The organism is Parazoarcus communis, assembly GCF_003111665.1.
Lineage (GTDB): Bacteria > Pseudomonadota > Gammaproteobacteria > Burkholderiales > Rhodocyclaceae > Parazoarcus > Parazoarcus communis_B.
Genome location: NZ_CP022188.1, coordinates 4,758,462 through 4,784,436 on the forward strand (window position 1 = coordinate 4,758,462; position 25,975 = coordinate 4,784,436).

27 protein-coding genes are annotated in these 25,975 nt (G+C 63.6%); 16 read left to right on the forward strand and 11 right to left on the reverse strand.

The features are described 5' to 3' along the window. Nucleotide 1 precedes the first annotated feature (1 nt). The 3 genes from CEW87_RS21645 to CEW87_RS21655 are packed head-to-tail and all read right to left on the reverse strand — an operon-like array spanning nucleotide 2 to nucleotide 2,569. Nucleotides 2-1,153 (reverse strand): DUF3108 domain-containing protein, encoded by a 1,152-nt coding sequence (locus CEW87_RS21645; protein WP_108976619.1) that lies wholly within the window; start codon nucleotides 1,151-1,153, stop codon nucleotides 2-4. Between the two features lie 13 nt (nucleotides 1,154-1,166). Then, the gene (gene purN / locus CEW87_RS21650; RefSeq protein ID WP_108976620.1) at nucleotides 1,167-1,820 is read right to left on the reverse strand and encodes a phosphoribosylglycinamide formyltransferase; all 654 of its coding nucleotides are present in this window, start codon (nucleotides 1,818-1,820) and stop codon (nucleotides 1,167-1,169) included. A gap of 26 nt (nucleotides 1,821-1,846) precedes the next feature. Further along, complete coding sequence (locus CEW87_RS21655; RefSeq protein WP_234421613.1) at nucleotides 1,847-2,569, reverse strand: hypothetical protein; 723 nt, start codon at nucleotides 2,567-2,569, stop codon at nucleotides 1,847-1,849. Between the two features lie 165 nt (nucleotides 2,570-2,734). Between CEW87_RS21655 and mutL the strand changes: the two genes are divergently transcribed. Continuing rightward, the gene (gene mutL / locus CEW87_RS21660; RefSeq protein WP_108976622.1) at nucleotides 2,735-4,582 is read left to right on the forward strand and encodes a DNA mismatch repair endonuclease MutL; all 1,848 of its coding nucleotides are present in this window, start codon (nucleotides 2,735-2,737) and stop codon (nucleotides 4,580-4,582) included. Between the two features lie 36 nt (nucleotides 4,583-4,618). On the opposite strand, the gene CEW87_RS21665 is transcribed toward mutL, so the two are convergent. Both CEW87_RS21665 and CEW87_RS21670 read right to left on the reverse strand, forming a co-directional pair. Beyond that, nucleotides 4,619-5,197: a YqaA family protein gene (locus tag CEW87_RS21665; RefSeq protein WP_108976624.1), complete on the reverse strand. Its 579-nt coding sequence runs from the start codon at nucleotides 5,195-5,197 to the stop codon at nucleotides 4,619-4,621. A 101-nt stretch (nucleotides 5,198-5,298) separates the two neighbouring features. Continuing rightward, nucleotides 5,299-5,970, reverse strand: a complete 672-nt coding sequence (locus tag CEW87_RS21670; protein WP_108976626.1) for a DUF4124 domain-containing protein — start codon at nucleotides 5,968-5,970, stop codon at nucleotides 5,299-5,301. 218 nt (nucleotides 5,971-6,188) lie between these two features. Between CEW87_RS21670 and CEW87_RS21675 the strand changes: the two genes are divergently transcribed. Continuing rightward, nucleotides 6,189-7,940 carry a diguanylate cyclase domain-containing protein gene (locus CEW87_RS21675; RefSeq protein WP_108976628.1) on the forward strand — a complete coding sequence of 584 codons (1,752 nt, stop codon included), beginning with the start codon at nucleotides 6,189-6,191 and terminating at the stop codon, nucleotides 7,938-7,940. A gap of 513 nt (nucleotides 7,941-8,453) precedes the next feature. Next, the gene (locus CEW87_RS21680) at nucleotides 8,454-9,029 is read left to right on the forward strand and encodes a HupE/UreJ family protein (protein ID WP_108976630.1); all 576 of its coding nucleotides are present in this window, start codon (nucleotides 8,454-8,456) and stop codon (nucleotides 9,027-9,029) included. Between the two features lie 10 nt (nucleotides 9,030-9,039). On the opposite strand, the gene CEW87_RS21685 is transcribed toward CEW87_RS21680, so the two are convergent. Beyond that, entirely contained in the window at nucleotides 9,040-9,906 is an 867-nt protein-coding gene (locus tag CEW87_RS21685; RefSeq protein ID WP_108976632.1) for a DNA ligase, read from the reverse strand. 164 nt (nucleotides 9,907-10,070) lie between these two features. Here CEW87_RS21685 and miaA point away from each other — a divergent pair, with 164 nt between their 5' ends. Together miaA and CEW87_RS21695 are read left to right on the forward strand one after the other, a co-directional pair. Further along, nucleotides 10,071-11,027 (forward strand): tRNA (adenosine(37)-N6)-dimethylallyltransferase MiaA, encoded by a 957-nt coding sequence (gene miaA, locus CEW87_RS21690; protein ID WP_108976634.1) that lies wholly within the window; start codon nucleotides 10,071-10,073, stop codon nucleotides 11,025-11,027. 23 nt (nucleotides 11,028-11,050) lie between these two features. After that, the gene (locus tag CEW87_RS21695; protein WP_108949030.1) at nucleotides 11,051-11,596 is read left to right on the forward strand and encodes a DUF1415 domain-containing protein; all 546 of its coding nucleotides are present in this window, start codon (nucleotides 11,051-11,053) and stop codon (nucleotides 11,594-11,596) included. Here CEW87_RS21695 and CEW87_RS21700 read toward each other — a convergent pair. Genes CEW87_RS21700 through CEW87_RS21715 form a run of 4 tightly spaced genes read right to left on the reverse strand, consistent with a single transcriptional unit; the run spans nucleotide 11,581 to nucleotide 13,536 of the window. After that, nucleotides 11,581-12,081, reverse strand: coding sequence for an RDD family protein (locus tag CEW87_RS21700; RefSeq protein ID WP_108949031.1), 501 nt, complete (start codon nucleotides 12,079-12,081; stop codon nucleotides 11,581-11,583). The two genes, CEW87_RS21695 and CEW87_RS21700, sit on opposite strands and share 16 nt — an antisense overlap. After that, the gene (locus CEW87_RS21705) at nucleotides 12,078-12,539 is read right to left on the reverse strand and encodes a DUF3106 domain-containing protein (protein WP_108976636.1); all 462 of its coding nucleotides are present in this window, start codon (nucleotides 12,537-12,539) and stop codon (nucleotides 12,078-12,080) included. Before CEW87_RS21705 ends, CEW87_RS21700 begins: the two co-directional genes overlap by 4 nt. Next, nucleotides 12,512-12,922 carry a DUF3619 family protein gene (locus tag CEW87_RS21710; RefSeq protein ID WP_234421614.1) on the reverse strand — a complete coding sequence of 137 codons (411 nt, stop codon included), beginning with the start codon at nucleotides 12,920-12,922 and terminating at the stop codon, nucleotides 12,512-12,514. The genes CEW87_RS21705 and CEW87_RS21710 overlap by 28 nt, the downstream gene beginning before the upstream one ends. Beyond that, a complete protein-coding gene (locus CEW87_RS21715; protein WP_234421615.1) occupies nucleotides 12,919-13,536 on the reverse strand; it encodes an RNA polymerase sigma factor in 618 nt (205 codons plus the stop codon). Before CEW87_RS21715 ends, CEW87_RS21710 begins: the two co-directional genes overlap by 4 nt. A 60-nt stretch (nucleotides 13,537-13,596) precedes the next feature. Between CEW87_RS21715 and CEW87_RS21720 the strand changes: the two genes are divergently transcribed. The 7 genes from CEW87_RS21720 (at nucleotide 13,597) to CEW87_RS21750 (ending at nucleotide 19,994) form a co-directional block, all read left to right on the forward strand. After that, complete coding sequence (locus CEW87_RS21720) at nucleotides 13,597-15,300, forward strand: acetolactate synthase 3 catalytic subunit (protein WP_108976638.1); 1,704 nt, start codon at nucleotides 13,597-13,599, stop codon at nucleotides 15,298-15,300. A 48-nt stretch (nucleotides 15,301-15,348) separates the two neighbouring features. Then, nucleotides 15,349-15,840 (forward strand): acetolactate synthase small subunit, encoded by a 492-nt coding sequence (gene ilvN, locus CEW87_RS21725; protein WP_108949034.1) that lies wholly within the window; start codon nucleotides 15,349-15,351, stop codon nucleotides 15,838-15,840. Between the two features lie 88 nt (nucleotides 15,841-15,928). Continuing rightward, a complete protein-coding gene (ilvC, locus tag CEW87_RS21730; protein WP_108976640.1) occupies nucleotides 15,929-16,945 on the forward strand; it encodes a ketol-acid reductoisomerase in 1,017 nt (338 codons plus the stop codon). Nucleotides 16,946-17,126: 181 nt separating this feature from the next. Beyond that, nucleotides 17,127-17,387, forward strand: a complete 261-nt coding sequence (locus CEW87_RS21735) for a PepSY domain-containing protein (protein ID WP_108976642.1) — start codon at nucleotides 17,127-17,129, stop codon at nucleotides 17,385-17,387. 70 nt (nucleotides 17,388-17,457) lie between these two features. Next, nucleotides 17,458-18,012, forward strand: a complete 555-nt coding sequence (locus CEW87_RS21740; protein ID WP_108976644.1) for a cytochrome b/b6 domain-containing protein — start codon at nucleotides 17,458-17,460, stop codon at nucleotides 18,010-18,012. 27 nt (nucleotides 18,013-18,039) lie between these two features. Further along, nucleotides 18,040-18,693 (forward strand): response regulator transcription factor, encoded by a 654-nt coding sequence (locus CEW87_RS21745; RefSeq protein WP_108976646.1) that lies wholly within the window; start codon nucleotides 18,040-18,042, stop codon nucleotides 18,691-18,693. After that, a complete protein-coding gene (locus CEW87_RS21750; RefSeq protein ID WP_108976649.1) occupies nucleotides 18,690-19,994 on the forward strand; it encodes an ATP-binding protein in 1,305 nt (434 codons plus the stop codon). Before CEW87_RS21745 ends, CEW87_RS21750 begins: the two co-directional genes overlap by 4 nt. A gap of 63 nt (nucleotides 19,995-20,057) precedes the next feature. On the opposite strand, the gene CEW87_RS21755 is transcribed toward CEW87_RS21750, so the two are convergent. After that, the gene (locus CEW87_RS21755) at nucleotides 20,058-20,939 is read right to left on the reverse strand and encodes a cation diffusion facilitator family transporter (protein ID WP_234421616.1); all 882 of its coding nucleotides are present in this window, start codon (nucleotides 20,937-20,939) and stop codon (nucleotides 20,058-20,060) included. Between the two features lie 252 nt (nucleotides 20,940-21,191). Between CEW87_RS21755 and pssA the strand changes: the two genes are divergently transcribed. The 4 genes from pssA (at nucleotide 21,192) to CEW87_RS21775 (ending at nucleotide 25,968) form a co-directional block, all read left to right on the forward strand. Continuing rightward, the gene (pssA, locus tag CEW87_RS21760; protein ID WP_108976651.1) at nucleotides 21,192-21,983 is read left to right on the forward strand and encodes a CDP-diacylglycerol--serine O-phosphatidyltransferase; all 792 of its coding nucleotides are present in this window, start codon (nucleotides 21,192-21,194) and stop codon (nucleotides 21,981-21,983) included. A gap of 112 nt (nucleotides 21,984-22,095) precedes the next feature. Next, nucleotides 22,096-23,991 carry a sulfatase-like hydrolase/transferase gene (locus CEW87_RS21765; RefSeq protein WP_108976653.1) on the forward strand — a complete coding sequence of 632 codons (1,896 nt, stop codon included), beginning with the start codon at nucleotides 22,096-22,098 and terminating at the stop codon, nucleotides 23,989-23,991. Nucleotides 23,992-24,014: 23 nt separating this feature from the next. Then, entirely contained in the window at nucleotides 24,015-24,698 is a 684-nt protein-coding gene (locus CEW87_RS21770) for a response regulator transcription factor (protein ID WP_108977481.1), read from the forward strand. After that, nucleotides 24,691-25,968: a sensor histidine kinase gene (locus tag CEW87_RS21775; protein WP_108977483.1), complete on the forward strand. Its 1,278-nt coding sequence runs from the start codon at nucleotides 24,691-24,693 to the stop codon at nucleotides 25,966-25,968. Before CEW87_RS21770 ends, CEW87_RS21775 begins: the two co-directional genes overlap by 8 nt. Nucleotides 25,969-25,975 lie beyond the last annotated feature (7 nt).

A 25,975-nucleotide genomic window follows, 5' to 3' on the forward strand; every position in this document is an offset into this window, starting at 1 on the left:
TTCAGTTCGTATAAAGATTGGCCAACGGTTCTGTCGGCGCTTCTTCCTTGAGTTCAATACTGTCGACCGCACTTGCGGTCTCGCTCGCCTTTCCGTCCGGCGGTGCAAGCCTGAGCTGCACGGCTTGCTGGTCGAGCACTTCGCCCTTGTCGTCCACCATCCTGATGCGCACCGGCAACATGCCGTAATTGCGCGCCAGCCAGATGTCTATGGTCAATACGCCGGTCTGCGCCTGCGCCCTGACCCGCAAGGTTTCGAGCCGCCCGATGGGCAGGCTCAGTCCTTCATCCCCGACTGCTTCGAGCAGTGCAGGTGTGGCTTCCTTGTTGCTGACCACCATGATCTCACGCGGCAGCCCTGCGGTACCGACGATACCGATCTGGTGCCACAGACTGAGCACGTCCTGGTCGCCGGTCTGCAATGGGGCATTGCGACGCTCGCGCTCGCCGCGCCGGATGCTCACCTTCGCATTGTCCCAGTCGAACAGGGCAGTTTCCAGTTTCTTGCCCTTCTGCGCAACGGTGAACTGCTTTGGCCTGAGCCCCTCCGGCCCCAGTTCGCCCTCGCTCTTCTGCACGTAGTGAAAACCGTGGAGCAAGGCCGCCAGCCCGGTCGTTTCCAGCGTGACCTGCATGCGGTAACTCGTATCGTCATGAAACCAGTCATGACGCGCTTCGCCCACCTGCAGACCGGCCGAGCCCAGATAGACGCGATATACGATGGCTCCGTGGGCAGGCCAACCGTCGAGCGCGAACGACTCACCCAGGTCGGGCGCAGCGGAATCGGCTTCAGGTGCAGCTTCGGCTTCGGCGAGTTCGAGCGGAGGCGCCAGCGCCGCGGGCGCTACTGCCTGCTCAAACAGCGGCCCGGGCACCGCATCGCTGATCACCTCACTCGGCGGTGCTAGCGCGGCAAGCGGCGCGGACGCGACCGGCATCTGCTTGGGTGCGGGTGCGGCCTGAGGTTTCGGAGCCGACTGCGCCGCGACCGCGGCGACCGGGACTGGAGGCACGGCCACCGGATGCAACACCGCGCTGAGCGTATGTACGGCTTCGCCCGCAGGCTCGGCCCAGCGCCAGCCCTCGCCGGTGAGCAATGCACCATGGGCCAGCACCGACAGACCAAGCGCCGCAATCAGGCCTCGATCGATCATTTGCGGCCCGTCCTCAGCCTGCCACCTGCTCGATGGCGGGCACTGCGCTCGGCGCCACTGCGAAGTCCGCATCGGCAACGCAGACGCGGGCATCGGCACCAAGCGAGATCCTGCCCTCGACGAACCAGCGCACGGCCTGCGGATAGATGCGATGTTCCTGCTCGAGTACGCGGGCAGAAAGCGCAGCCTCGTCGTCGCCGACATGCACTGGCACCACGGCCTGCACCACGATCGGTCCACAGTCGAGCGTCGCCGTCACGAAGTGAACGGTAGCACCATGCACCCTCACCCCTGCTTCGAGCGCCCGGCGGTGTGTGTGCAGCCCCGGAAAGGACGGCAGCAGTGACGGATGAATGTTGATCAGGCGCCCCTCGTAATGACGCACGAAGTCATCCGTGAGCACCCGCATGAATCCTGCCAGCACGACCAGATCGGGCTGATGCGCGTCGATGGCGGCAGCCAGCGCGGTATCGAACGCAGCACGGTCGGCGTAGGCCTTGTGGTCGATGGCCTCGGTGGCAATGCCATGCGCGGAGGCGAAGGCGAGCCCCGCCGCGTCGGGCCGATTGCTGATCACCGCTGCAATGCGGGCACCCGGTATGGCGGCCCGCACGATGGCTTCCATGTTGCTGCCGCGACCGGAAACTAGAATAACGATGGACTTCATGATCCTCGAAAGGGATGGCGGTGTATTCAATACACCGGCAGGAATACTGCAGTTGCAAGGTTCTGGACCACTCGGGTGACAGTACGTTCGGTCTTTTCCTCGACCACGTCCGAAAGCGCTTCGAGCAGACCGATCACACGGCCGAAATCGCGCTCGAAACTGAGATTGGTTACGTCCCCCATCTCATTCGACAGCAGCAGCAGATGACCGTCCGCGCCAGTCGCGTTACCCAGTTTCCAGGCGGCAATCTCGACATTGCGGGCCGCATTGTAGAGGTGCTGGGCGTCAAGATCATCCAGAAGATAAAACTCCTCACGATCGCCGAAGGCCGACTGCACCATGCTGGCCAGTCCGACAATGTACGCCTGAACCCGGTCGCCGCGATAAGCGGGATGCAGGGCAACGGTCAGCGCATCGAGATCGCGCCGGTAACCGAGCGACTCCAGACGCCATCCGTGCGGCTCGTCGAAGATGCGCGAAACCGCGGCGTCGACGCTGCGGGCATCGGACTTTCGCCATTCGCGCGGGTTGCGCTTGTAAAGTTTCTCCGCCAGGCGCCGCAGACTGATGAAGATCCGCTGCTGATGCGCTTCGGCGAAGCGATTGAAATCCGTTTTCACCAGGTGCTGCGCCGCAAAGCCCGGCAAGCGCCCGGGTTTTGGCCCGGTACCGGGCGACGAACAGGCCGTCAGGCCGGCGGCAACCATGACCAGCAGCAGACAACGCCAGCGCTTGCGCTCAGCAGCCATTCACCCTCCAGCGGGGGACCGCGCCCCGGGTCATATCGAATAGTTTGGGGGCAAATCATACCGGATCGGGCGTGGTCGCACGCCAAACCCCCTTGCTGGCTCATGGCCGCCTGCCCCGTATAATCCTCCGTCCAACACCGTTCGTTGCACCCACCCTGCCCGCACATGCCCTCAATACACCGCCTTTCAGACCTCCTCGTCAACCAGATCGCCGCCGGCGAGGTGGTCGACCGCCCGGCCTCCGTGCTCAAGGAGGTTCTTGAGAACGCGGTCGATGCAGGCTCGCGTGCCATCGAGGTGCAGCTCGAGCAGGGCGGCGTGCGCCGCATCCGGGTCAGCGATGACGGCTGTGGCATCGAGCAGGACGAACTCGCGCTCGCGCTGGAGCGTCACGCCACCAGCAAGATCGCCAGCCTCGACGATCTCGAGCGGGTCGGCACCATGGGTTTCCGTGGTGAAGCGCTGGCGGCGATTTCGGCCGTGGCGCGCACCACCATCACCAGCCGCGCCGAGGGCGCCGGACATGCGTGGCGCATCGACGGCGACAGCGGTGAGCTCTCGCCTGCGGCACTCAACCAGGGCACGGTGGTCGAGGTCGCCGACCTGTATTACAACACCCCGGCGCGGCGCAAGTTTCTCAAGAGCGAAGGCACCGAGTACGCGCATTGCGACGAGATGTTCCGTCGCGTCGCCCTCGCCCGCCCGGACGTCGGTCTGCAGCTCTCGCACAACGGACGGGTAGTGCACCGCCTGCCGCCAGGCGAGCCCATTCGTCGTGTCGGCACCCTGATGGGGGACGACTTTCTCGAACACGCTCGTGAAGTGCGCGCCGAGGGCAGCATCCTCTCACTGGGAGGCTTTGCCTCCCTGCCGGCCTATTCGCGCAGCAGCCGCGACGCCCAGTACTTTTTCGTCAATGGCCGCTACGTGCGGGACAAGCTGCTCACCCACGCCGTGCGTCAGGCCTACACCGACATCCTGCACGGCAGCCGCCATCCGGCCTATGTGCTGTTCCTCGAACTCGACCCTGCGGGCGTGGATGTCAACGTCCACCCGGCCAAGATCGAGGTCCGTTTTCGCGATTCGCGGGCGGTGCACCAGTTCGTGTTTCATGCCGTCAGCCGGGCGCTGGCCGAATCCGGCGCCGGACGGGCGCTCGACGAACCGCTTTCCGCCGAAACCTCCGTCCCTGCGCAATCGGTGCAACCCGCGGCGCACTCGACCGCGCAGACACCAAGCCCCTACGGCCGGCCGCCGGAAAGCGCCTGGAACCGCCCCCCGGTGCAGGGGCAACTGGCGATGGACTCGGCCAGCCGGGCCTACTTCGACTTTGCAGCGAGCGCACGGCCCGCACCTGCGGGCGCGGGCGCAGATGCGCCCCGGTCATCGTCCGCGCCCGTCGCGCCGCCGCCCCTGCCACCGGGCGACAATGGCGCGCCCTTGGGCTATGCGCTGGCGCAGCTGCACGGGGTCTATATCCTGGCCCAGAACGCAAACGGCCTGATCCTGGTCGACATGCACGCCGCCCACGAACGCATCCTGTACGAAAAGCTCAAGACCGTGCTCGATGGCACGCCTGCGGTACAGCGCCTGCTCATTCCCGCCGTATTTTCCGTCAGCGCGAAGGACATGGCCGCAGCCGACGAGTGCGCTGAAGTCCTGTCGCGCATGGGATTCGAGATCGCCCCCGCGGGGCCGCAGGAGCTCGCGGTTCGCAGCGTGCCGGCGCTGCTGGCAAACGCGCCGGTGGCCGAACTCCTGAGAAAGCTGCTGGAAGAACTGCGCGAATTCCCCGCATCCGACGTGGTCACGGCGCGGCGCAACGAGTTGCTCGCCACCATGGCCTGCCACGGGGCGGTGCGCGCCAACCGCCACCTGACGCTACCGGAAATGAACGCCCTGCTGCGCGACATGGAGGCAACCGAGCGCGCCGATCAGTGCAACCACGGCCGCCCGACCTGGACCCAGCTGACGATGTCCGACCTCGACCGCTTCTTCATGCGCGGACAGTGAGGTCACGCTACTACGCTGCGGCCCGCTACCCCGCTGTCAGGCGCGATACAGGACGATGCCCGCCACGACCGCAATGACCGTTGCCCAGCCGAGGCGGTCGATGTAGCGCTGGAGCATGGCCTCCATGCGCTGCCCGCCCCAGGCCATCAGCCCGGCCACCATGAAGAAGCGCATGCCACGCCCGACCAGCGAGGCCAGGGTGAAGGGAATCAGAGCCATGGAAAGCGCGCCGGCGGCAATCGTGAACACCTTGTAAGGAATCGGCGAAAAGCCTGCCACGAAGACCGCCCAGAAGCCCCATTCGTGGAACCACTCGACTGCGGTCGAATAGCTCGACCAGTAGCGGCTGGTGCGCAACCAGGGCTCAATCATTTCGAAGGCGTAGCTGCCGATCACGTAGCCCAGCAGCCCGCCGGCCACCGATGCGAGCGTGGTGATGAGCGCAAACCACAGTGCCCGCCGGGGATTGGCGAGACTCATCGGCGCCAGCATCACGTCGGGCGGAATGGGAAAGAACGACGACTCCGCAAAACTGAGCCCGCCCAGAAACCACGGCGCACGGCGGTGGCGCGCCCATTGCATGGCGCGCTGATAGAGCGGCGAAAATATTTTCACGAAAAATCCTCGAAATCCGGCGACGCAGCACGGGCCGTAAACGGCCGCCATGATAGCTGGTTGGCAAGAAACTTATTGCACTGGATGCCGCGGCGCAGCAATCAGGGCCGGCGCTCCGGCCGCTCTTCGCGGCGGGAGGCATTGCCGGCTTCCCTGCGACCTTCCCCGACTTCGTCCCGTTTGCGCGCGGCATCGCTCTCGGCGCCACGCCGGCGCTCGCCCTCCTGCGCCTCCCGGCCGCCCCCCTGATCACGACGCGATGCCCGCTCGGACGCCTGATCGCGCCGAGCGCTGCCAGCATCCCGTGCCGCATCCCGGTGCAAGGGTCGGACGGTCGGCATCCCGGGCAGATGCGGAAACGGGCGCGGCGGCACCACAATGTATCGCTTTCCGGCCGGTTCGCCGTCGTCGCTGCAGGGCTCCCGGTAGCGCGCCTCGCACTCGGCTTTCAGTTGCGCGCGTTCAATTTCGCGCGCCTGCTCCGCCGCCTCCGCGTCGAGACGCAGCTGGCGTTCGGCTTCGAGTTCGCGCTCCAGCCGATCCAGACGCGATTCCGGTGGCGGCGGGGGCGGTGCAGGCGGCAGAACCGGGGCTGGCACCACCGTCAGCCGGCCCCGGCCTCCGACCGGCTCCGCGTCCACGCCCGGCGGCGGCATGTTGCCGTAGTTGATGCGACCTTCGCGGTCCTTCCAGCGAAACACCTCGGCGTCGTCCGCGCACGCCGAAAATGCCATCAGAATTCCCGTACCGAGCGCCAGCCAATTGCGGTTCATTACCCTCTCCGCGCCATGCCTGCCCTTTCCTACACAGCAGGAGCCTCCAGCTTACTGCAGCAGGCGTCCGCGCCGGCGCACAAAGCGCAACAAGGGATTGCAGCAGCACTTCAGGATCATCAAAAAATCACGCGGCATTGCACAATGTGGCTTTCCTGTAGAGAATCAAGCCCTTCCACATTTCGTGTCTTGCCATAACCGGCTGGGCAGTTCAGATCATGTCGAAGCCGTCTGCCCCCCTCTCGCTCAAGCTGGTCCTGATTGTTCCCTACGTCGTGCTGGTGATTGCGCTTGCGGTCGCGGTGGGCTCACTGTCGTATTCGGCCGGGAACCGGGCTGTGTCGACGGTCTCGGAGCACCTGCTGCTCGAAACCGTGGGACGCATTGCGCAGGCAGTGGACCGTCACATCGTCGGATCGGGCGCGGTGCTCGAGTCAGCCTTCCCGGACGGCATGGCAGCGCCGGAGAAGATCGAATCGGATTTCCATGAGCTCCGGACGCGCTTCTGGATTGCGACCTCACTGCATATCGACCCCAACAACTACGTCTATTACGGCAACGAGTCCGGGCAGGGCCTGGGCCTGTACCGGCACTCCCTGCAGGACGCCGAACTGCGGATGAAGATCAATGCCGACGAACACCGGGCAATCTATCGCTTCACCGGCATCGACGGCCCTTTGAATTTCGAACGGCGCGAAACGAAGCTTTTCGACCCCCGCACCCGCCCCTGGTATCAGGACGGCAAACGGGTCACAGGCCATACCTGGACCTCGGTGTACATTGATTTCGGCACGCGGGAGTTGCTCGCCACACGGGCGCGCAGAGTGCTGTCGAGCGCAGGCGCTTTCGAAGGCGTGGTCGCGACCGACATTTCCCTGCGCGCACTGAACGACTTCGTTGGCCGGCTCAAGGTTTCTCCCAACGGCATCGCCTTCATCATCGAGCAGGACGGCAACCTGATTGCGTCCTCGGCCAGCCCCAACATCCGGCAACTGCCCGATGGCAGCAGCGCCCGCCTGAAGGCGCGCGAGAGCTCGCATCCACTGCTCAGGGCCGCCTACCGTCTGGTGCAGGAACGCCTGGCCACGCCCGATGCCACCTCACTGCCAAGGGTATTGACCTTCGTCACCGAAGAAGGCGAGGAGATCCATGTCGCCTTCGACCGCATCCAGGACGAAGCCGGCCTGAACTGGATTACTGTCGTCGCCATGCCGACCAGCGACTTCATGTCCGGGGTGACCGAGAACGCGAGCCGCACGGTCATGCTCGCTGCCGCGGCGGTCGTGATCGCCATCGTTATCGGACTGCGTATCCTCGGCTGGGTTGCGGGTGATCTGAGGCGAATTGGCGAGGCCGTGCGCAAGGTGGGCGAAGGCGAACTCGATGCACCGGTCGGCGTGGAGCGCAATGATGAGATCGGCGCACTGGCACGCAGCTTCGAGGCCATGCAGACCCGCTTGCGCACGGACAAGCTCACCGGACTGGCCAACCGCGACGCCTTCATGCAAAAGCTCAACAAGCGGGTTGAACTGGCTCGCAGCGATCGCCGCTCTGCGAAGCTGGGCGTTCTGTTCATCGACCTGAACCGTTTCAAGCAGATCAACGACCACTACGGACACGACGCCGGTGATCTGGCACTGCAGGAGATCGCCGAGCGCCTGCGGACCAACGTCCGCGGAGGCGACCTCGTCGCACGTTACGCCGGTGACGAGTTTGTCATCCTGCTCGACCAGGTTGCCAGCCGCGAAGCTGTGGGTCATATCCGCCGCCAGATCGAGGAAGTCCTGCGTCAGCCCCTGTGCTGCATCGAAGCCGAGAGCACGGTCGAGATCAGTGTCGGCGGCGCGATCGGAGAAGCCCTGTATCCGGATGACGGCCTGGATGCGCAAAGCCTGCTCAAGAGCGCGGACCGGGCCATGTACGTGCACAAGTTCGCCGGCCGCGCAGAACGGGGAGACGCGCCGGGCTGAGGTCCCGTCTTATCCCCACCGGACGTAGACAAGATGCGTGACAAGCTGTGGATAAGCACCTCAAGTGACTGACCGGTAAGCTCAAATCCACGCTGCTGCGAAATCGGGCAAGTGACGAACGGGCACCCGCCAGGCTGTTTGCCGATGGCCCCACTGCCTGCACGATCCTTGCTGCGCATCCGGGCGCACCAGAGCGGTGCAATGCACCACACAGGCGCATCCGGATGCGGATATCCAGGTGTCAATTGCCCATCCTGGCGCCCCGACGCCCCCGGATCGCCAAGAATGCCGGGCATGAACGGCGCTGAGCGCCCCCGGAAAGCTCAGTGCAACGCGCGGCATGCAATTTGCTATCCTCCCGCAAAGCACGCCGTTGGGGCCACGCGCAGTGGCCGCGCCTGACGATGAAGTCGATTCCGGCGCCCCACATCCGTTACTGACCTCAACGGCGAGGTGGCCGGACTTTATCCGGCCGCCATCCAATACCCGAATGACCGCTCACCGGAGAAATACATGTCCAAGCCGCGCGCCCTTGTTGCCCTCACACTGTTGCTCACAGCCGGCGCTGCCGTTGCACACCCCGGCCACGAAGCCATGAGCTTTGCCAGTGGGCTCAGTCACCCGCTCGGCGGGTTCGACCACCTTCTGGCGATGCTGGCAGTCGGTCTTTTCGCCGCACGCCAGAAGGGCGTCGCGCGCTGGGCGCTGCCTGCGGGATTCGTCGCCGCCATGCTGGGTGGCGCTGCGCTGAGCACTGGCGGAGTCGAACTTCCGGCTGTCGAGGCTGGCATCGCGACGTCAGTGCTCGTCTTCGGCCTGCTGATCGCTTTTGCGGCACGACTGCCACTGGCGGCGGCCATGCCGCTGATCTCCGTGTTCGCCCTGTTTCACGGTCATGCGCACCATGCCGAGATGGGCAGCAACGCGCTCGTGACCTACACGGTCGGCTTTGCGCTGGCCACGGCAGCCCTGCATGGCGTCGGCTATCTCGCAGCCCACCACCTGCCCGAATCGCGCTTTGGCAAATACGCACAACGTGCAATCGGCATGGCAATCGCCGGCGCCGGCATGCTGCTCATCGGCGCCTGAGCGATACGGGTCAGGGCAAGTCCCTGACCCTGAGAAACGACGGAAAACGGGGCAGCCCCTTGCCCGTCAGCTCACGGTAGCGGTAGGTCACCAGCGAGCCCGGCGCAGGTGGCACGCGGCGCTGGGCATCGGTGAAACCGGTTCCGATCCGGAACCGGCGACCATCCGGGGCCTCGACCAGCAGCGCACCCAGCATGCCTGCGTATTTCCCCTTGCCCTGAACGTGGGCGACCACCCTGGCCTCGTCGTCCAGCCAGGGCACGTATTTCAGGATGGCATCGGTACGCCCGGCCACCCGCAGCGCATCGGCCCGGTGCAGCATCAAACCCTCGCCACCCGCCCGCACGATCCGCTCGAACTCGCGCTTCAAGGCTTCACGATCGGCGACGCGGTGCTGTCCGACCAACTGCAGCCAGGGCAGGCCCGCATTGCTTACGATGCGCTCCATGGCGGAAATGCGCTCGGTGAAGGCGCCTCCATGAGCGGGCAGATCGAAGATCATGTACTTCACCTGCCGCCATGCCGCATCGTCGGGCTCGTGAGTGCGCACCGCACCCACGAGTTGCTCGAAGCGGCCACGGCCGATCCAGAGCTCGCCATCAAGCGGCTCCGGCGGCAAGCCGGCAACAAACCACGCCGGTGCGCCCACCGGTTTTCCACTGCGAAACAGCAACTGCTGCCCATTCCACAGCGCACGCACCCCGTCCAGCTTCTCGCTGACCCAGTACGCGGCCGGATCGACATCCGCGTGATAACGCCCTGCGAGCATCAGCGGGGGCAATTGCGCCCATGCGGAACAGGACAGCGCAAGCAGCGCGAGGGTCAGAACACGGGCAATCGCCTGCCCGCCGGGCAAGGGGCACTTCTTCGTTCGCATCGCTGGGAACCTCCGACAAGGCCCACAATTATGCCCTTATCATTTCCCAGGCGCATCTTCGGGAGCCCGCCTCCAGATGGACTTGCGTGACTCACCCCGATCCGGATACCCCAAAGCGGCGCGGCACGAGGATAATGCGAGGCCATCTCCCAGTCGTTGTCCCGATGCCGCATTCCAACCTCCCACCCGCGCTGCTTCTGCTCGGCCCGACCGCAAGCGGGAAGACCGCCAGCGCGCTGGCGCTGGCACACGCGCTGCCGGTCGAGATCATCAGCGTGGACTCGGCCCTGGTGTATCGCGACATGGACATCGGGACAGCCAAGCCGACGGCCGCAGAACAGGGCGTTTGTCCGCACCATCTGATCGACATCATCTCGCCGGAAGATGCCTACTCGGCCGCGAGCTTTCGCGACGATGCGCTGCGCCTGATGGCGGAGATCACCGCTCGTGAACGAATTCCGGTCCTTGCCGGTGGCACCATGCTGTACTTCAAGGCATTGCGCGACGGCTTGTCGGCACTTCCGCAGGCCGACGCCGACCTTCGCCGCCAGATCGACGATGACGCCATGCGCCTTGGCTGGCCTGCGATGCATGCGGAACTTGCCCGCCTCGACCCAGAGGCCGCAGCCCGACTCGAACCCGGCGACTCGCAGCGCGTCCAGCGCGCACTCGAGATCGTTCGTGTCACCGGACGACCGCTGGCCGAAAGCTACGCCCGCCGCGAAATGGCGCCCCCGCCCTTTCGCCTGCTTCCAATCGCGCTTGCGCCCTCGGATCGCAAGGTGCTGCATGACCGCATTGCGGATCGCTTTTCGCAGATGCTGGACGGCGGACTCATCGACGAGGTCGCGCAGCTGCGCCAGCGCTACACGCTGGATACGTCCATGCCCTCGATGCGCTGCGTGGGCTACCGCCAGGCGTGGGCCTATCTCGATGGCGAGGACGACCTTGAGACGCTTCGCTTCAAGGGCGTTGCCGCAACCCGTCAGCTCGCCAAGCGACAACTCACCTGGCAGCGCCAGTTCCGCGATACCTGGCCGGAGCTGGTCGAACTCGACTGCCTGCGCCCCGACCTCGCCACTGCGGTGCGCGACACCGCGCTCAAACGCCTCGAAACCTGAAACACACCTGGAAACCGGACACAATGGACCAACAAATCATCAGCGACGTACGCCAGTGGCTCGACGACGTCGTCATCGGACTCAACCTCTGCCCTTTTGCAGCAAAACCCCGTGCCGAAGACCGGGTGCGCATCTGCGTGAGCCACGCCACGACCGATGAGGCCCTGCTCGACGACATGCAGGCCGAACTCGAGCGCCTCTCGGACACCCCCGCCAGCGAACTCGAGACGACGGTTCTTGCGATCCCGGACATGCTGTCCGATTTCGAGGATTACAACCAGTTTCTGGATCTGGTCGATCTGTGGCTGCAGCAGTTCGGCTGGGAAGGCGAACTCCAGGTCGCGAGCTTTCACCCCGACTACCAGTTTGCCGACACCGAAGCGGACGACGCAGGCAACCTCACCAACCGCTCGCCGTGGCCGCTGCTGCACATGATCCGCGAAGAAAGCCTGGAGCACGCGCTGGCGCACTTTCCCGACCCGGAAGGCATTCCCGAGCGCAATGTGCTGCGCATGGAGCAGCTAAGCGAGGACGAGCGGAAGCGGCTGTTCCCCTACCTCTTCGGCTGACCCGGCAGCAGGACCACGCAGCTGCCACCAAGGCGATCGTGCAGGAACTGGCGATCGCGATCGAAGATGGCCCAGATCAGACCGACGCCACCGATCAGCACCGATGGCCACGCCAGTGCATAGCGCAGCCAGCTGCGCGCTGCGCTGAGCGGCTGGCCGCTGACCGAATCCACCACCTTGAGCCGCCAGGTCTGCATGGCCAGGGTCTGCCCCTGTCGGTGCCAGTACCAGACGAAATAGAAGCCCAGCACCAGGAACACGTGAATCCACGCCAGCCAGCCCGGCGGCGCGACCTCGAAGATCATGCCGATCAACAGGTTGGGCACCATGAAGGTCAGCGCCAGCACCCCGAGCAGCAGCATCGTTTCGTACAGCATGCTCGCCAGCCGGCGGCGCAGACCGGCAAGTTCAACCACGGTGGGCGAGCGCCCGGGTGCTGCCGCCTGAGCTCCGGCCGCCGGTGTCTTGTTGCCTTTACGACTCATCGAAATATATCTACCTGTCCTTGAAGCGCCGCACCGGGCCGGCGTGGCGCAGGCGTCACCGCTTCGGGGCGACGTCCTTCAGGGGGCAGATTCTGATAGCGTTCCCACTCCGCATGCAAATTACTGCGTCGATCAGGCGGCAGTTTCTGCATTGCACGGTACTGCATCCGCGCGCGGCTGCGCTCGTCCGGATTGAGTCGCGCCCAGTCCCGCATCCGCACCTGAATACGCGCCTGCTCGTCCGCCGACAGACGATCGTAACGATCGCAGATTCCCAGCCATTTGCGCCGGCTGACCGGGGTCATCCCGTTCCAGTCTGCCTCAAGGGGCGCCAGCACCTCATGCTGTCGCGCATCGAGCTCGGCCCAAGCCGGTGCGGCCAGCGGCAGAACGCGCGCCGACGCCAGCGGGCTGCACAACAGGCACACGATCAGGACGAGGAATCTTGCTGCAGCCATGTCGGAAAATCCGAATCAAGATAAGCATCGATGGGGAGTTCGTCCGTCAGCAGCGCCGCGTCGACCTCTTCGAGTTCGAGCAGCAGGGACGACGTCGTCCAGTGATCACCCGCAAACACGAGCACGACAACCGCCGCCATTGCCACCGACTGACGCAGCACCGGACGCAATGACCAGGCGGCCCGCATTGTCGCAAGGAACCTGGCAGCCATTCCGCGCCGCGGGCGATGCGCCTCGAGCGCACGCAGACGCGCCGCTCTGAGACGCTCGGCAACCCGCTCGTCGGTGTGATGGGCAGCAACCGAAAGACTGCCGACAATGCGCCGTGCGACCGCTGCGTCGCCCAACGTATCGCCCCGTGGGCGCTGATGCTGATCGGTCATGGCATGAGTCCCTTTGCTCTGAGGGCCGCGGCAAGCGTCTGGGTGGCACGCGAGCAGTGCGTCTTCACACTGCCCTCGGAACATCCCATGGCCTCGGCCGTTTCGGCGATATTCATTTCCTCCCAGTAACGCATCAGGAACGCCTCCCGTTGACGATTTGGCAGACGGGCGATCTCGCGCTCGATCTGCGCGAGCACATGGCGACGCTCGAACAGCCCGTGCGGCGTTTCGTGTTCTGCCCCGTCGCGCTCGTCGACCACGCTCTCGAGCGGGTCGCCTTCGTCTTCGTTTCCGCCCTTGAGTACGGACAGGGGCGACACCCAGAACCGGCGCACCTTGAGTCGCCTGTGCGCATCGAGAATGACGTTCTGCAGGATGCGCTGAAACAGCATCGGAAACTCGTCGGCTGGACGCTCACCGTAGCGCAGCGACAGTTTGAGCATCGCGTCCTGCACCGCATCGAGCGCGGCATCGTCATCGCGCAGGGACCAGACAGCCTGCTTGAACGCACGTTTTTCAACGCTTTCAAGAAACGCGGAGAGTTCGGTGCGGGTGGCCAGCTGGGAATCCTTGAAAGAAGCGCCTATTGGACCGGCATTTACAGCCTTGACCAAACTCCCTCGGAGCGGGTACTGTTATCCGTTTCTTCAAACGAATTACAGGGCGACTTTGCGATGGTGCTGACTGGAGCGGAAATTGTAATCAGGTGCCTGCAGGAAGAAAAGGTCGAATACGTATTCGGCTATCCAGGCGGCGCCGTGCTGTACATCTATGACGCACTTTTCCAGCAGGAAGAGGTTCGCCACATTCTGGTACGCCACGAACAGGCCGCTGTCCATGCAGCCGATGGTTTTGCGCGCAGCACGCAGAACGTAGGCGTTGCACTGGTCACCTCGGGCCCGGGCGCGACCAATGCCGTTACCGGCATCGCCACCGCATTCTGCGATTCGATTCCGATGGTGATCATTTCCGGGCAGGTGCCGACGGCCGCGATCGGCCAGGATGCCTTCCAGGAAGTCGACACCGTGGGCATCACCCGCCCCTGTGTGAAGCACAACTTCCTGGTGCGCGACGTCAAAGACATCGCCACCACCATCAAGAAAGCCTTCTATCTGGCAAAGAGCGGCCGTCCCGGCCCGGTGCTGGTCGACATTCCCAAGGACATCACGATCGCCAAGTGCGAGTTCGATTATCCAAAGGAAATCTCGATGCGCTCCTACAACCCGGTGGTCAAGGGCCATCAGGGTCAGATCAAGAAAGCGGTGCAGTTGCTGCTCGAAGCCAAGCGCCCGATGATCTACGCCGGCGGTGGCGTAGTGCTGTCCGATGCAGCCGAGCAGCTGACCAAGCTTACCCGCCTGCTGGGCTATCCGATCACCACCACCCTGATGGGTCTGGGCGGCTACCCCGCGAGCGATCGCCAGTACCTCGGCATGCCAGGCATGCACGGCACCTACGAAGCCAACATGTCGATGCACTACTCCGATGTGCTGCTGGCAGTCGGTTCGCGTTTCGACGACCGCGTGATCGGCGACCCGGCCAACTTCGCCGAAGAGCCGCGCAAGATCATCCATATCGACATCGACCCGTCGTCGATCTCGAAGCGCGTGCGCGTGGATGTGCCGATCGTGGGCGACGTCCGCGAAGTGCTCGACGAAATGATCCGCCAGCTCGAAGCCGGCCCCGCCCGCCCCGATATCAGCGCGTGGTGGAAGCAGGTCGAGGAATGGCGCAGCCGCAACTGCATGGTGTACAAGAATTCGGACACCATCATCAAGCCGCAGTTCGTGGTGCAGAAGCTGTGGGAAGTGACCGGCGGCGACGCCTTCGTCACCTCCGACGTCGGCCAGCACCAGATGTGGGCGGCACAGTATTACCGCTTCGACAAGCCGCGCCGCTGGCTCAACTCCGGTGGCCTGGGCACGATGGGCGTCGGCATGCCCTATGCCATGGGTGCCCAGCTTGCCCACCCCGATGCGCAGGTTGCCTGCATCACGGGTGAGGCCTCCATCCAGATGAACATCCAGGAGCTGTCGACCTGCAAGCAGTTCCGGCTGCCGATCAAGATCTGCAACCTGAACAACCGCTATCTCGGCATGGTTCGCCAATGGCAGCAGCTGTTCCACGGTCAGCGCTACTCCGAGTCGTACATGGACTCGCTGCCCGATTTCGCCAAGCTGGCAGAGTCCTATGGTCATGTGGGTTTCCGCATCGACAAGCCCTCCGACGTCGAAGGCGCGCTGCGTGAAGCTTTCACCACGCACAAGAAAGATCTCGTGTTCCTCGACTTCCAGGTCGATCAGACGGAAAACGTGTATCCGATGGTTCAGGGCGGCAAGGGTCTCACCGAGATGATCCTGTCTGCCGAAGATCTGTGATCCGCGCCACTGTCCAGTCAATCATCTGAATTCAGGACCGAAATCATCATGCGTCACGTTATTTCCCTGCTGATCGAAAACGAATCCGGCGCGCTGTCACGCGTGTCCGGCCTTTTCTCCGCGCGCGGCTACAACATCGAATCCCTGACCGTGGCTCCCACGGAAGATGCGTCGATGTCGCGCATGACCATCGTCACCATCGGCTCGGAAGAAATCATCGAGCAGATCACCAAGCAGCTCAACAAGCTGGTCGAAGTGGTCAAGGTGGTGGACATCTCTGAAGCCGCGCATATCGAGCGCGAGCTGATGCTGATCAAGGTCCGTGCTACCGGCAAGGACCGAGAGGAGATGAAGCGCACCGCTGACATCTTCCGCGCTCGCATCATCGATGTCACCGATGCCTCATACGTGATCGAGCTCACGGGCAACCAGTCCAAGCTCGATGCCTTTACCAAGGCCATCGATCCGGCGCTGATCCTCGAAACCGTGCGCTCAGGCGTCTGCGGTATCGGGCGCGGCGACCGTGTTTTGAAGCTCTGACCCCTCCCATCTGTTTTGCGTCCGGCCGACCTGCCCTTATGATGTCGGCCGCAGGCGATTACTGCCCTTGATATCTGAAAGGAAAACCATGAAAGTTTATTACGACAAGGACGCCGACCTCTCCCTCATCAAGGGCAAGAAGGTCACCATCGTCGGCTACGGCTCGCAGGGCCACGCCCACGCCCAGAACCTGAACGACTCCGGCGTCAAGGTCACCGTTGCAGTACGCAAGGGCGGCCCGTCGTGGGACAAGGCCAAGGCCGCCGGCCTCAAGGTCGAAGAAATCGGCAAGGCGGTCAAGGCCGCTGACGTCGTCATGATCCTGTTGCCGGACGAGAACATCCCGACCGTGTACAAGGAAGAAGTCGAGCCCAACATCAAGAAGGGCGGCGTGCTGGCTTTTGCCCACGGCTTCAATGTGCATTACAACCAGGTCGTGCCGCGTGACGACCTCGACGTGATCATGGTCGCCCCCAAGGGCCCCGGCCACACCGTGCGTTCCGAGTACCTGCGCGGAGGCGGCGTGCCGTCGCTGATCGCCGTGTATCAGGACAAGTCGGGCAAGGCCAAGGACATCGCGCTGTCGTACGCTGCTGCCAACGGCGGCACCAAGGGCGGCGTGATCGAGACCAACTTCAAGGAAGAGACCGAGACCGACCTCTTCGGCGAACAGGCCGTGCTGTGCGGCGGTGCTGTCGAGCTGGTCAAGATGGGTTTCGAGACCCTGACCGAAGCCGGCTACGCCCCCGAAATGGCCTACTTCGAGTGCCTGCACGAGCTCAAGCTGATCGTCGACCTGATGTACGAAGGCGGCATCGCCAACATGAACTACTCCATCTCCAACAACGCGGAGTATGGCGAGTACGTGACCGGCCCCGAAGTGATCAACGAGCAGTCGCGCGCCGCCATGCGCAACGCGCTGAAGCGTATCCAGACCGGTGAATACGCCAAGATGTTCATCCAGGAAGGCAAGACCAACTACCCGAGCATGACCGCGCGTCGTCGCCTCAATGCAGAGCACGCGATCGAGCAGGTCGGTGGTCAGCTGCGCGACATGATGCCGTGGATCAAGGCCAAGGCGCTGGTCGACAAGTCGAAGAACTAAGACGTCTTCGTCACGGTTCAGAAGGCCGGAAGCGCAATGCGCTTCCGGCCTTTTTCTTTGTGTGCCGCCGAAACGAATCGATACATCTGGAATATCCAGCTTAAGGCTGGCTTCATGTTGGCGGGCTTAAATGCACTCCGTCGCCCCACCCGGGGCACTTCTACCGAGAAAGGAAGCCAGCATGAAAAAACTCTTTGCCGCCGCCATCATCGCCGCTACTGCGACCAGCGCCTTCGCCGGCCCCGCCTGCAACGCCCCCGAAGACAAGTGGATGAATGAGGCCGACTTCAAGGCGAAGATCGAAGCCCAGGGATACAAGATCAAGACCTTCAAGGTCTCCAAAGGCAAGTGCTACGAGATCTACGGCTACGACAAGGCCGGCAAGAAGGTCGAAATCTATTTCGACCCGATCACGGCCGAGCCGCTCGAGTCCAAATCCTGACCCTCTGAATCGACCTTGACGGGTCGGCTGCAATTCGTACCGACCCGGTGAGCTTCAAGGACACACGACCATGACCCGCAGCGAATCAAACACCTCCATCCGCGTATGGGACCGCTTCGTGCGCCTGTTTCACTGGAGCCTCGTGCTGTGCGTGATCACCAACTACTTTGTGATCGATGACGGCGAGACCCTCCATCAGTGGATAGGCTACCTCGCCAGCGCGCTCGTACTTGCCCGTATCGTGTGGGGATTCATCGGCACGCGATACGCAAGATTTTCGGACTTTTTCCCGACGCCCACCCGTCTGCGCCAGCACATAAGTCATGTCATTTCGGGCCAGCCGGACCCTCATCCGGGCCACAACCCGATGGGCGCCCTGATGATGCTGACCTTGATCGCACTCGTGCTCGCGCTCGGGTTGAGCGGATTCATGCAGACCCTGGACGCATTCTGGGGCGAAGAGTGGTTGCAGGAGCTGCATGAAGCATTTGGCTCGATACTGATCGGCCTCGCCGTGCTGCATGCTGCGGCAGCGATTATCATGAGCCGCATCGACGGCACCAACCTGATCGGCGCGATGATTTCCGGCGTAAAGACCCGTACCGGGAAAGCTGCCAGATCCTGACAAGACCCACATCCAATGGAGGCCTGCATGCGCCTGCTGCTGCTCGAAGACGATGTAACCCTCGGCGAGGGGCTCAGCGACTTTCTGCGCAGTGAGGGCCATGTGGTCGACTGGTTCACTTCGCTCGCCGAAACCAGGGGACTCTCCCAGGAGGCCTTCGACCTGTTGCTGGTCGACTGGAACCTGCCCGACGGCGAAGGCACCGACTGGATCTCCGCGCTGCGCAGACGGGGCAACGTGACGCCGGCACTGATCCTTACCGCACGCGACCGTCTCGGCGATCGAGTCCGCGGCCTCGACAGCGGTGCCGACGATTACCTTGTGAAGCCTTTTGCCCCCGAAGAACTCGCCGCGCGGGTGCGCGCGATGGGTCGCCGGCTGAGTGGCGTTTCCAGTCATCTGCGAAGGTTCGGCAACGTCGACGTCGACCTCACGGCACGCAGCGCACGCGTCGATTCGACGCCCGTGGTCATGACCGCACGCGAATGGGCGCTCCTCGAAGCGCTTGTGCTGCGGGCCGGACGCATCGTTTCGAGGACAGACCTTGAGGCCCTGGTGAGCGGCTTCGACGGCGAAACGATGAGCAATGCGCTGGAAGTCCATATCAGCCACCTCCGGCGCAAGCTGGGCAAGGATCTGATCGAAACGGTGCGCGGCATGGGTTACCGCATCCGGGCATGAAAGGTCCGCCCTCCATTCGCAGTCGCCTGTCGCGAAGCGTGATCGTGATTGCGCTCGCCTGGAGCATTGCCGTCACCGTAGCGGTGTGGACGGTCATTCGCCATGAAATCGACGAACTCCTCGACAACACCCTGCAGGAATCGGCGCAGATCATCTTCGCGCTGATTTCGTACCGGCTTGAGCACTGGCCGGTTGATGGAGAGGCCCCTGCTTCCATGCCCGCGCCCAAGCATGTCGAGCGCCTGATCTGGCAACTCGCGGACGCGGACAACAAGGTCGTCCTGCGCTCTCACAATGCCCCCGAGACCGCGCTGCTGAGTACGCGCAGCGCCGGATTCGGCGACGTCGGCGACGAGTGGCGGATCATCACCATGCTGCTTCCGGGCGAGCATGGCTGGATTCTTCACGTTGCCCAGGATGCGGAAGAGCGCCGCGAAGCGAGCATCGAAGCGGCGCAATACACCGCCGCAGTGGCCCTGGCAATCGGGCTGTTCTGCGTATTCTGGCTGCGCCGCCGGCTCAAGCACGAACTCCGCCCGGTCGCACAACTGTCGGACGCGGTCCGCGATTTCGACCCGCTCGATACGCGCTCGCGACTGCCACCTGTCACACGCGCCGAACTGGAGCCGATGCATCACGCCATCTCCGCGCTCAGCAGCCGGCTGATTCAGCACATCTCCAACGAGCGCGCCTTTTCCGCACACGCCGCGCACGCCTTGCGCACGCCGCTGGCGGGCCTCGACGCGCAACTTGCGGTCGCACTGCGGGAGAGCCCCCCCGACCTTCGTAAAAGGCTGCTACGGGCGCGCTCGGCGGCAAACCGGCTGCAAAGAGTGGTCACCGCACTGCTCGCCCTGTTTCGCAGCGGGACTGAACCCGAACTGCAGGACCTGAACATGAAGGACCTGGTGGCTCACCTGACCTTCGAGGGGCTGTCAATCAGCGTCGAGGGGGTCGAGTGGATTCATGCTGACGCCGACCTCATCGCCGCCGCCCTGATGAACCTGCTCGACAACGCCGCACGTCATCACGCCAGCCAGGTGCGCGTCACGGTTCGCAAGGGCCACGGGATCGTGCTCAGCGTCAGCGACAACGGCAGCGGCATCCCCGAAGCAAAGCGCGTGAACCTGCAGTCCGCACTCTCGGCCCAGACCTATTCGGGACAGACCGGCCTCGGCCTGATGCTGGCAGACATGGTCGCACGCGCACACGGCGGGGAGCTGAAGCTGTGCGATGCAGCCCCGGGATGTACGGTGGAGTTGCACCTGCCGCAAGCCACCAGCGTGGCTCAGCCGGCCTGACCTGCGCAGCAGGGCCCGTCAACGGCGCCAACGCGTGCCTGCAGGCTTTCGCCTGCGTTCGCGTCAAACGGCGTCGGGAAGCGGCTCCGGGTGCGTGAATACCCTGGCACCCGGCAACGCTTTCCGGATCGCCGACTCGATTTCATCGAGCGCGTCATGCGTGCGTACGATGCTCCAGTCCGGCGGCACCAGTACATCGACGTAGACGAAGCTTTCCGCCCCGGCGCGGCGCGTGCGCAGGTCCGCATATGCGATGCCACGCTCGGAAAAGCCGCGAAGCGTCGTCTCGATCGCGGCGATGCTCTCCTCGGGCAGGGCCGCATCCATCAGGCCGTGGGCGGAGCTGCGAATCAGGCCCCAACCCTCAGTCAGGATGTGCAAACCCACCAGAATGGCGACCACCGCATCCAGCCAGAGCCAGCCGGTGAACCCGGCAAGGATCAGGCCGACCACCACCCCTGCCGAGGTCCAGACATCGGTCATCAGATGCCTGGAACTACCCTCCAGGGCAATCGAGCGCAGACGAACTGCAGCACGCCCGAGCGACACCGCGACCCCGAGGTTGATGAGGCTGCTGCCCACCGAGAAGGCCAGGCCAATCCCGATCGACTCAAGCGGAACCGGCGCAAACAACCGCCCGACCGCAGACCAGATGATTGCACCCGCAGCACCGAAAATCAGGACCCCCTCGAAACCGGCCGAGAAATACTCGGCCTTGCCGTGCCCGAGGGGGTGCTCGTCATCGGGCGGGCACTTGGCAATGGTGATCATCCACAGTGCAAAACTGGCGCCAGCCAGATTGACGAAGGACTCCATCGCATCCGACAGCAGACTGATCGAGTCGGTCATCCACCAGGCGAGCGTCTTGAGTACGATGGTGACGACAGCCGCCGCGGTCGACATCCAGAAATAATGACGCGCTTCCATGTTCTCGAAAAAACGCATTGGGTGAACCCGGCTCTCAGAATGACAAAGCGGGTTTCTAACACACCATCGGTGAATTGTTCGTGAACGCAGATCAAAAAGGGAACAGGGCGAGCATGAAACCGGACCTTCATGCCCACACCGGGCGAACGCCCCTGCCTCAGCTACTTTCCGATACACGACGAATCGAATGGATATCCGGCGACAGCGGTCCGATGGGCTAGAATCGGGGCTTCTCTCAAGTCGATTGTCCACCTGGACCACACTGACCGCATGCCTCTGATCACACCCGAGAAGCGCCGCCGCGGCATTTACATCCTGCCCAACCTGTTTACCACTGCGGCGCTGTTTGCCGGATTTTTCGCCATTGTGCAGGCGATGAACCAGCGCTTCGAGGTTGCCGCCGTTGCAATCTTCATTGCCATGGTGCTCGATGGACTCGATGGCCGCATTGCTCGCCTAACCCATACTCAGAGCGAGTTCGGTGCCGAATACGATTCGCTGTCAGACATGGTCTCCTTCGGCGCAGCCCCTGCCCTCGTGGTGTATGAGTGGGCCCTCAAGGACATGGGAAAACTCGGCTGGATCGCAGCCTTCATCTACTGTGCCGGTGCCGCGCTGCGCCTGGCGCGCTTCAATACCAATATCGAAGTCGTCGACAAGCGCTACTTCCAGGGATTGCCGAGCCCGGCTGCAGCGGCGCTGGTTGCCGGACTGGTATGGGTGGTCATCGACAACGGCATTGCCGGTCACGACGTGCGCTGGTACGCGTGCATCCTGACGATGTTCGCCGGCATCTCCATGGTCAGCAACGTGCTGTTCTGGAGCGGCAAGAGCATCAACCTGCGCAAGAGCGTGCCCTTCATTGTCCTGATCGCGCTGGTGCTCGCGTTCGCGCTGGTCTCAAGCTATCCGCCGGGCGTGCTCTTTGGCCTGTTTGTCGTTTATGCACTCTCGGGCTACGTCATGTACGTGTTGCGCTGGCGCAAGCGCCGGCAGCGCTCCGACGCAAGGAGTGCCGCGGCCACAACGGAGACTCAGTCGGTCGATACGCCGCAGGACTGAGCGCTGCCAAGCCCCCGTAAACCGGGGGCTTTCACAAATTTTTCACATTCTTTTGAACTTCGCACGACACCGCGGACCGCATTATCCGCGGTCCATGTCTCCGGAGTTCCGAATGCAGCCAGCGCGGTCCCGCCTCCCCAGCACTGCCCAGTTCAACCGCTTCCTTCTGCTGTCATGGCTGATCTGCTTTGCCCAGGTGCTGCTGTTCCAGACCGCGCGTGAGTTCTCCGAACCCGCCGTGGCCAGCTGGAGTCTGGCCACAACGCTGAGCTACGCTGCGTTCTACCTTCTGCCCACCTTGCTGCTCGGCCATCTCGGCCTGCGGGCGCTGAGAATGATGCCGGGTCTGAAGTCGGCACCGGTATTGATGGCGATGCTTGCTGTCGGCCTGGCCGGGCTCACCCAGGTGCTGCTGTTTGCCGACCGCATGATCTACGGCATGTACGGCTTCCATATCAACGGCTTCGTCATCGACCTGGTGTCCACGCCGGGCGGGATTGCATCGCTCGGGGCCAGTCGCAGCACCGAACTCACGGCCACCGCCATCGTTGTCGCCCTCCTCCTCGCCCAGGCAGGCGCCTATCTGCTTGCCCTGCGTGCAAACACCGGCAGCACGCCTGCGCGCAGCGGACGCTGGCGCTGGGTGCTCGCGGCATTTCTCGCCCTCACGCTCGGCGAACGGATTGCCTACGGTTTCAGCGCCGTGATGCATTACGAACCGGTGCTCTTCGCCAGCGAACGCTACCCGCTCTACCAGCCCATGACCTTCGACAAGTTCGCCCGCAAGATGGGAATCGAAGCGGAAGCGGCCGAGAGCAACGGCGTCCGCATCCGCAGTGGCTCGCTGAGTTACCCGCGCAAGCCGCTCGAAACGGTTGCGCCTGCCGCACCGCTCAATATCGTGTGGCTGGTTGCGGAGTCGCTGCGCTTCGACATGCTCGACCCGAAGATCATGCCTGAAACGTGGCAGTTCTCGAACGAGGCGCTACGTCTGGAGAAGCATTTCAGCGGCGGCAACATGACCCAGATGGGCGTGTTTTCAATGTTCTACGGGCTGTACGGAAACAACTGGTTCCCGATGCTCGCCGCCCGCCGCGCACCGGTGCTGATGGACGTGATGCAGCAGCAGAACTACCAGTTCAGCCTTCACACCAGCCAGCGCTTCACCTATCCCGCCTTCGACAAGACCGTCTTCGCCAACATGCGCGCCGAAGACCTCCACCCCATCGAAAACGGCGCGCCGCCCTGGCAGCGCGACGTGCAGAACATCGACAACATGCTCGGCTTCATTGACGGACGGGATACGGCCCGGCCCTTCATGACCTACATGTTCTTCGAATCGACGCATGCCAACTACGACTTCCCGGAAGAGGCGGTGATCGCGAGTCCATATCTCGAGGACTTCAACTACATCACCACCAATCTGTCGGAGCAGATCGGCTCCATCAAGAACCGCTACATCAACGCCGCACATCACGTCGACTCGCAGGTCGGTCGCGTAATCAAGCACCTGAAGGACAAGGGCCTGCTCGAGCACACCGTGGTGATCGTACTCGGTGATCACGGCGAGGAGTTCATGGAGCGCAAGCGCTGGGGCCACAGTGCCGAGTTCAACCGCTTCCAGACCAGCACGCCCGGGGTCATTTACGTGCCCGGCGCGGCACCGCGCGTGATCACCGGCATCAGCAGCCACCTCGACATTCCTGCCACGCTGCTGCCGCTGCTCGGCGTGAGCAACCCGCCCGAGGACTACTCCAACGGCCACAACCTCCTTTCGAGCGACTTTCACCGCGACTACGCCGTAGCCGCAGACTGGAACCGGATCGCCTATATCGGAAACAACTACAAGGTCACCTTCCCGATCAATGCCGTAGGCGCTGCGCGCAATGAGATCACCGACGGTGACGACAACCCGCTCGCCGACGGCGATGTCGCACGAATGGCGATCCGCAAGCCGATGGTCGAAATCATGGATACACTCACACGTTTCACACGTGCGCCGGGCTGAAGCGCGGCAATGAAGGCATGACCATGCGGCTGCTACTGATCGAGGACAACCGTGACATCCTCGCAAACCTTGCCGACTACCTCACGCTCAAGGGCTACGAGGTAGACTGCGCCCAGGACGGGCTGACAGGCCTGCACCTTGCCGCAGTCAATCACTACGAACTCATCGTGCTCGACGTGATGCTGCCCGGGATGGATGGCTTTACCCTGTGCCAGCGCCTGCGCGAAAGCGAGCGCAGTGACACGCCAGTCATCATGCTCACCGCACGCGACGCACTCGACGACCGCCTGACCGGCTTTCGCGCCGGAGCCGACGATTACCTGACCAAGCCCTTTGCACTGTCCGAACTTGCCGCCCGCATTGAGGCGGTGCTCAAGCGCAGCCGCGGCGGCGGCAGGCGAATGCTGAAGGTCGCCGACCTCAGCTACGACCTCGACACACTCGAAGTCACCCGTGGCGGCCAGATGCTCCATCTGGGGCCGATCGGCCTCAAGCTGCTCGCCGTGCTGATGCAGAAGAGCCCTGCAGTGGTGCGCCGCGAAGTGCTCGAAACCGCGCTCTGGGGAGATGAGCCCCCCGACAGCGACAGCCTGCGCAGCCACATTCACGCCCTGCGCCAGCAACTCGACAAACCCTTCCCCTCCCCCCTGCTGCAGACTGTTCATGGTGTGGGCTTCCGTCTCGCTGCACTTGCAGGCGATGGCTGAGAGAAGCCTTTCCGGGCGCATCGTCACGGCGTTTACGCTGATGACGACGGTCGTCGCCGGCCTGTTCGCGCTGGCCATCGTGATCTTCATCAACCAGGCTGAGGTACAGCTGGTAGCAGAAGGCCTGAACCGCCAGCTCGATGTCATCATCTCCACCGTCAGCGAAGGAGAGAAACCCTATCTGGGGCCGGAGCTGACGCTGTACCGCGCGCCCTCGGCAGACGACGCGACCCTGCCCGACTGGCTGCGCAGCCTGACGCCCGGTTTCAGCGAGATCGAACACGACGACGTCGACTGGCATGTGCTGGCCCGCGACGAGGCCGGGAAGCGGTTCATCCTGGTTCTCGACCAGGTTGAGTTCGAAGAGCGTGAAAACCGCCTTTACATTGCGGCCGTCTCCGGCTTCGCGCTGAGCCTGCTGGCCGCATTCATCATCGGCACGCTGACCGCAGGCAAGGTCATCGCCCCGGTCATCCGCCTGTCTGGCCAGGTGCGACATCGCGACCAGTTGCTGTCGCTGGCGCCACCACTTGCAGCCGACTATCCGGCGGACGAGGTGGGACAACTGGCGGCGGCCTTCGACGACACCCTGAACCAGTTGCGCGAAGCGCTCGACCGCGAACGCCTGTTCACCAGCGACGTCAGCCACGAACTGCGCACGCCACTGATGGTCATCGCCAGCTCCTGCGAACTACTGCTCGAAACCCTGCCGGCAGAAGCCCGCGAAAGAAAGCAGATCAAACGCATCCAGCATGCCAGCGAGGAGATGCGGGAGCTCGTCGAAACCTTCATGTGGCTCGCCCGTGGCGAACAGGCCACGCGACAACCCGCGTCGATGAACACACTGCAGCACATCGCCGAGGAGCAGTTCCGGCGCTGGCGCCCCGAAGCCGTGCAGCGCAACCTCACCTTGCAGCTGACGGTGGAAGTACCCGACGAAACGCCCTACCCAACCCCGATGCTGCGCGCAGTCATTGCCAACCTGCTGCGCAACGCCCTGCACTACACCGACAAGGGCGGCGTTCAGCTCGTGCTGCAGGGCAAGCGCTTCCGGGTCATCGACAGTGGAGCCGGCATTCCGGTCTCGGAGCGGCTGAGCGTTTTCCGCCCCTTCGTGCGCGGGGGGCGCACGCGCGGAGACGGCATCGGCATCGGCCTCTCGCTCGTTCAGCGCATCTGCACCCAACAGGGCTGGAAGATCGAACTCTCTGACGCTGCCGGTGGCGGTTGCGTATTTGAAGTCGACCTGGCGAACTTCACGAAAATTTGACGCATGA

What these genes read in the sequence shown, in the direction of transcription:
- CEW87_RS21735 (WP_108976642.1), top strand. Translation starts at nt 17,127, where the DNA reads ATGAAAAAACTCTTTGCCGCCGCCATCATCGCCGCTACTGCGACCAGC.
- CEW87_RS21755 (WP_234421616.1), bottom strand. Translation starts at nt 20,939, where the DNA reads ATGCGTTTTTTCGAGAACATGGAAGCGCGTCATTATTTCTGGATGTCG.
- ilvN (WP_108949034.1), top strand. Translation starts at nt 15,349, where the DNA reads ATGCGTCACGTTATTTCCCTGCTGATCGAAAACGAATCCGGCGCGCTG.
- CEW87_RS21680 (WP_108976630.1), top strand. Translation starts at nt 8,454, where the DNA reads ATGTCCAAGCCGCGCGCCCTTGTTGCCCTCACACTGTTGCTCACAGCC.
- CEW87_RS21670 (WP_108976626.1), bottom strand. Translation starts at nt 5,970, where the DNA reads ATGAACCGCAATTGGCTGGCGCTCGGTACGGGAATTCTGATGGCATTT.
- miaA (WP_108976634.1), top strand. Translation starts at nt 10,071, where the DNA reads ATGCCGCATTCCAACCTCCCACCCGCGCTGCTTCTGCTCGGCCCGACC.
- CEW87_RS21645 (WP_108976619.1), bottom strand. Translation starts at nt 1,153, where the DNA reads ATGATCGATCGAGGCCTGATTGCGGCGCTTGGTCTGTCGGTGCTGGCC.
- CEW87_RS21705 (WP_108976636.1), bottom strand. Translation starts at nt 12,539, where the DNA reads ATGGCTGCAGCAAGATTCCTCGTCCTGATCGTGTGCCTGTTGTGCAGC.
- CEW87_RS21765 (WP_108976653.1), top strand. Translation starts at nt 22,096, where the DNA reads ATGCAGCCAGCGCGGTCCCGCCTCCCCAGCACTGCCCAGTTCAACCGC.
- CEW87_RS21675 (WP_108976628.1), top strand. Translation starts at nt 6,189, where the DNA reads ATGTCGAAGCCGTCTGCCCCCCTCTCGCTCAAGCTGGTCCTGATTGTT.
- CEW87_RS21655 (WP_234421613.1), bottom strand. Translation starts at nt 2,569, where the DNA reads ATGGCTGCTGAGCGCAAGCGCTGGCGTTGTCTGCTGCTGGTCATGGTT.
- CEW87_RS21695 (WP_108949030.1), top strand. Translation starts at nt 11,051, where the DNA reads ATGGACCAACAAATCATCAGCGACGTACGCCAGTGGCTCGACGACGTC.
- CEW87_RS21745 (WP_108976646.1), top strand. Translation starts at nt 18,040, where the DNA reads ATGCGCCTGCTGCTGCTCGAAGACGATGTAACCCTCGGCGAGGGGCTC.
- CEW87_RS21710 (WP_234421614.1), bottom strand. Translation starts at nt 12,922, where the DNA reads ATGACCGATCAGCATCAGCGCCCACGGGGCGATACGTTGGGCGACGCA.
- CEW87_RS21775 (WP_108977483.1), top strand. Translation starts at nt 24,691, where the DNA reads ATGGCTGAGAGAAGCCTTTCCGGGCGCATCGTCACGGCGTTTACGCTG.
- pssA (WP_108976651.1), top strand. Translation starts at nt 21,192, where the DNA reads ATGCCTCTGATCACACCCGAGAAGCGCCGCCGCGGCATTTACATCCTG.
- ilvC (WP_108976640.1), top strand. Translation starts at nt 15,929, where the DNA reads ATGAAAGTTTATTACGACAAGGACGCCGACCTCTCCCTCATCAAGGGC.
- CEW87_RS21750 (WP_108976649.1), top strand. Translation starts at nt 18,690, where the DNA reads ATGAAAGGTCCGCCCTCCATTCGCAGTCGCCTGTCGCGAAGCGTGATC.
- CEW87_RS21770 (WP_108977481.1), top strand. Translation starts at nt 24,015, where the DNA reads ATGCGGCTGCTACTGATCGAGGACAACCGTGACATCCTCGCAAACCTT.
- mutL (WP_108976622.1), top strand. Translation starts at nt 2,735, where the DNA reads ATGCCCTCAATACACCGCCTTTCAGACCTCCTCGTCAACCAGATCGCC.
- CEW87_RS21740 (WP_108976644.1), top strand. Translation starts at nt 17,458, where the DNA reads ATGACCCGCAGCGAATCAAACACCTCCATCCGCGTATGGGACCGCTTC.
- purN (WP_108976620.1), bottom strand. Translation starts at nt 1,820, where the DNA reads ATGAAGTCCATCGTTATTCTAGTTTCCGGTCGCGGCAGCAACATGGAA.
- CEW87_RS21700 (WP_108949031.1), bottom strand. Translation starts at nt 12,081, where the DNA reads ATGAGTCGTAAAGGCAACAAGACACCGGCGGCCGGAGCTCAGGCGGCA.
- CEW87_RS21685 (WP_108976632.1), bottom strand. Translation starts at nt 9,906, where the DNA reads ATGCGAACGAAGAAGTGCCCCTTGCCCGGCGGGCAGGCGATTGCCCGT.
- CEW87_RS21720 (WP_108976638.1), top strand. Translation starts at nt 13,597, where the DNA reads ATGGTGCTGACTGGAGCGGAAATTGTAATCAGGTGCCTGCAGGAAGAA.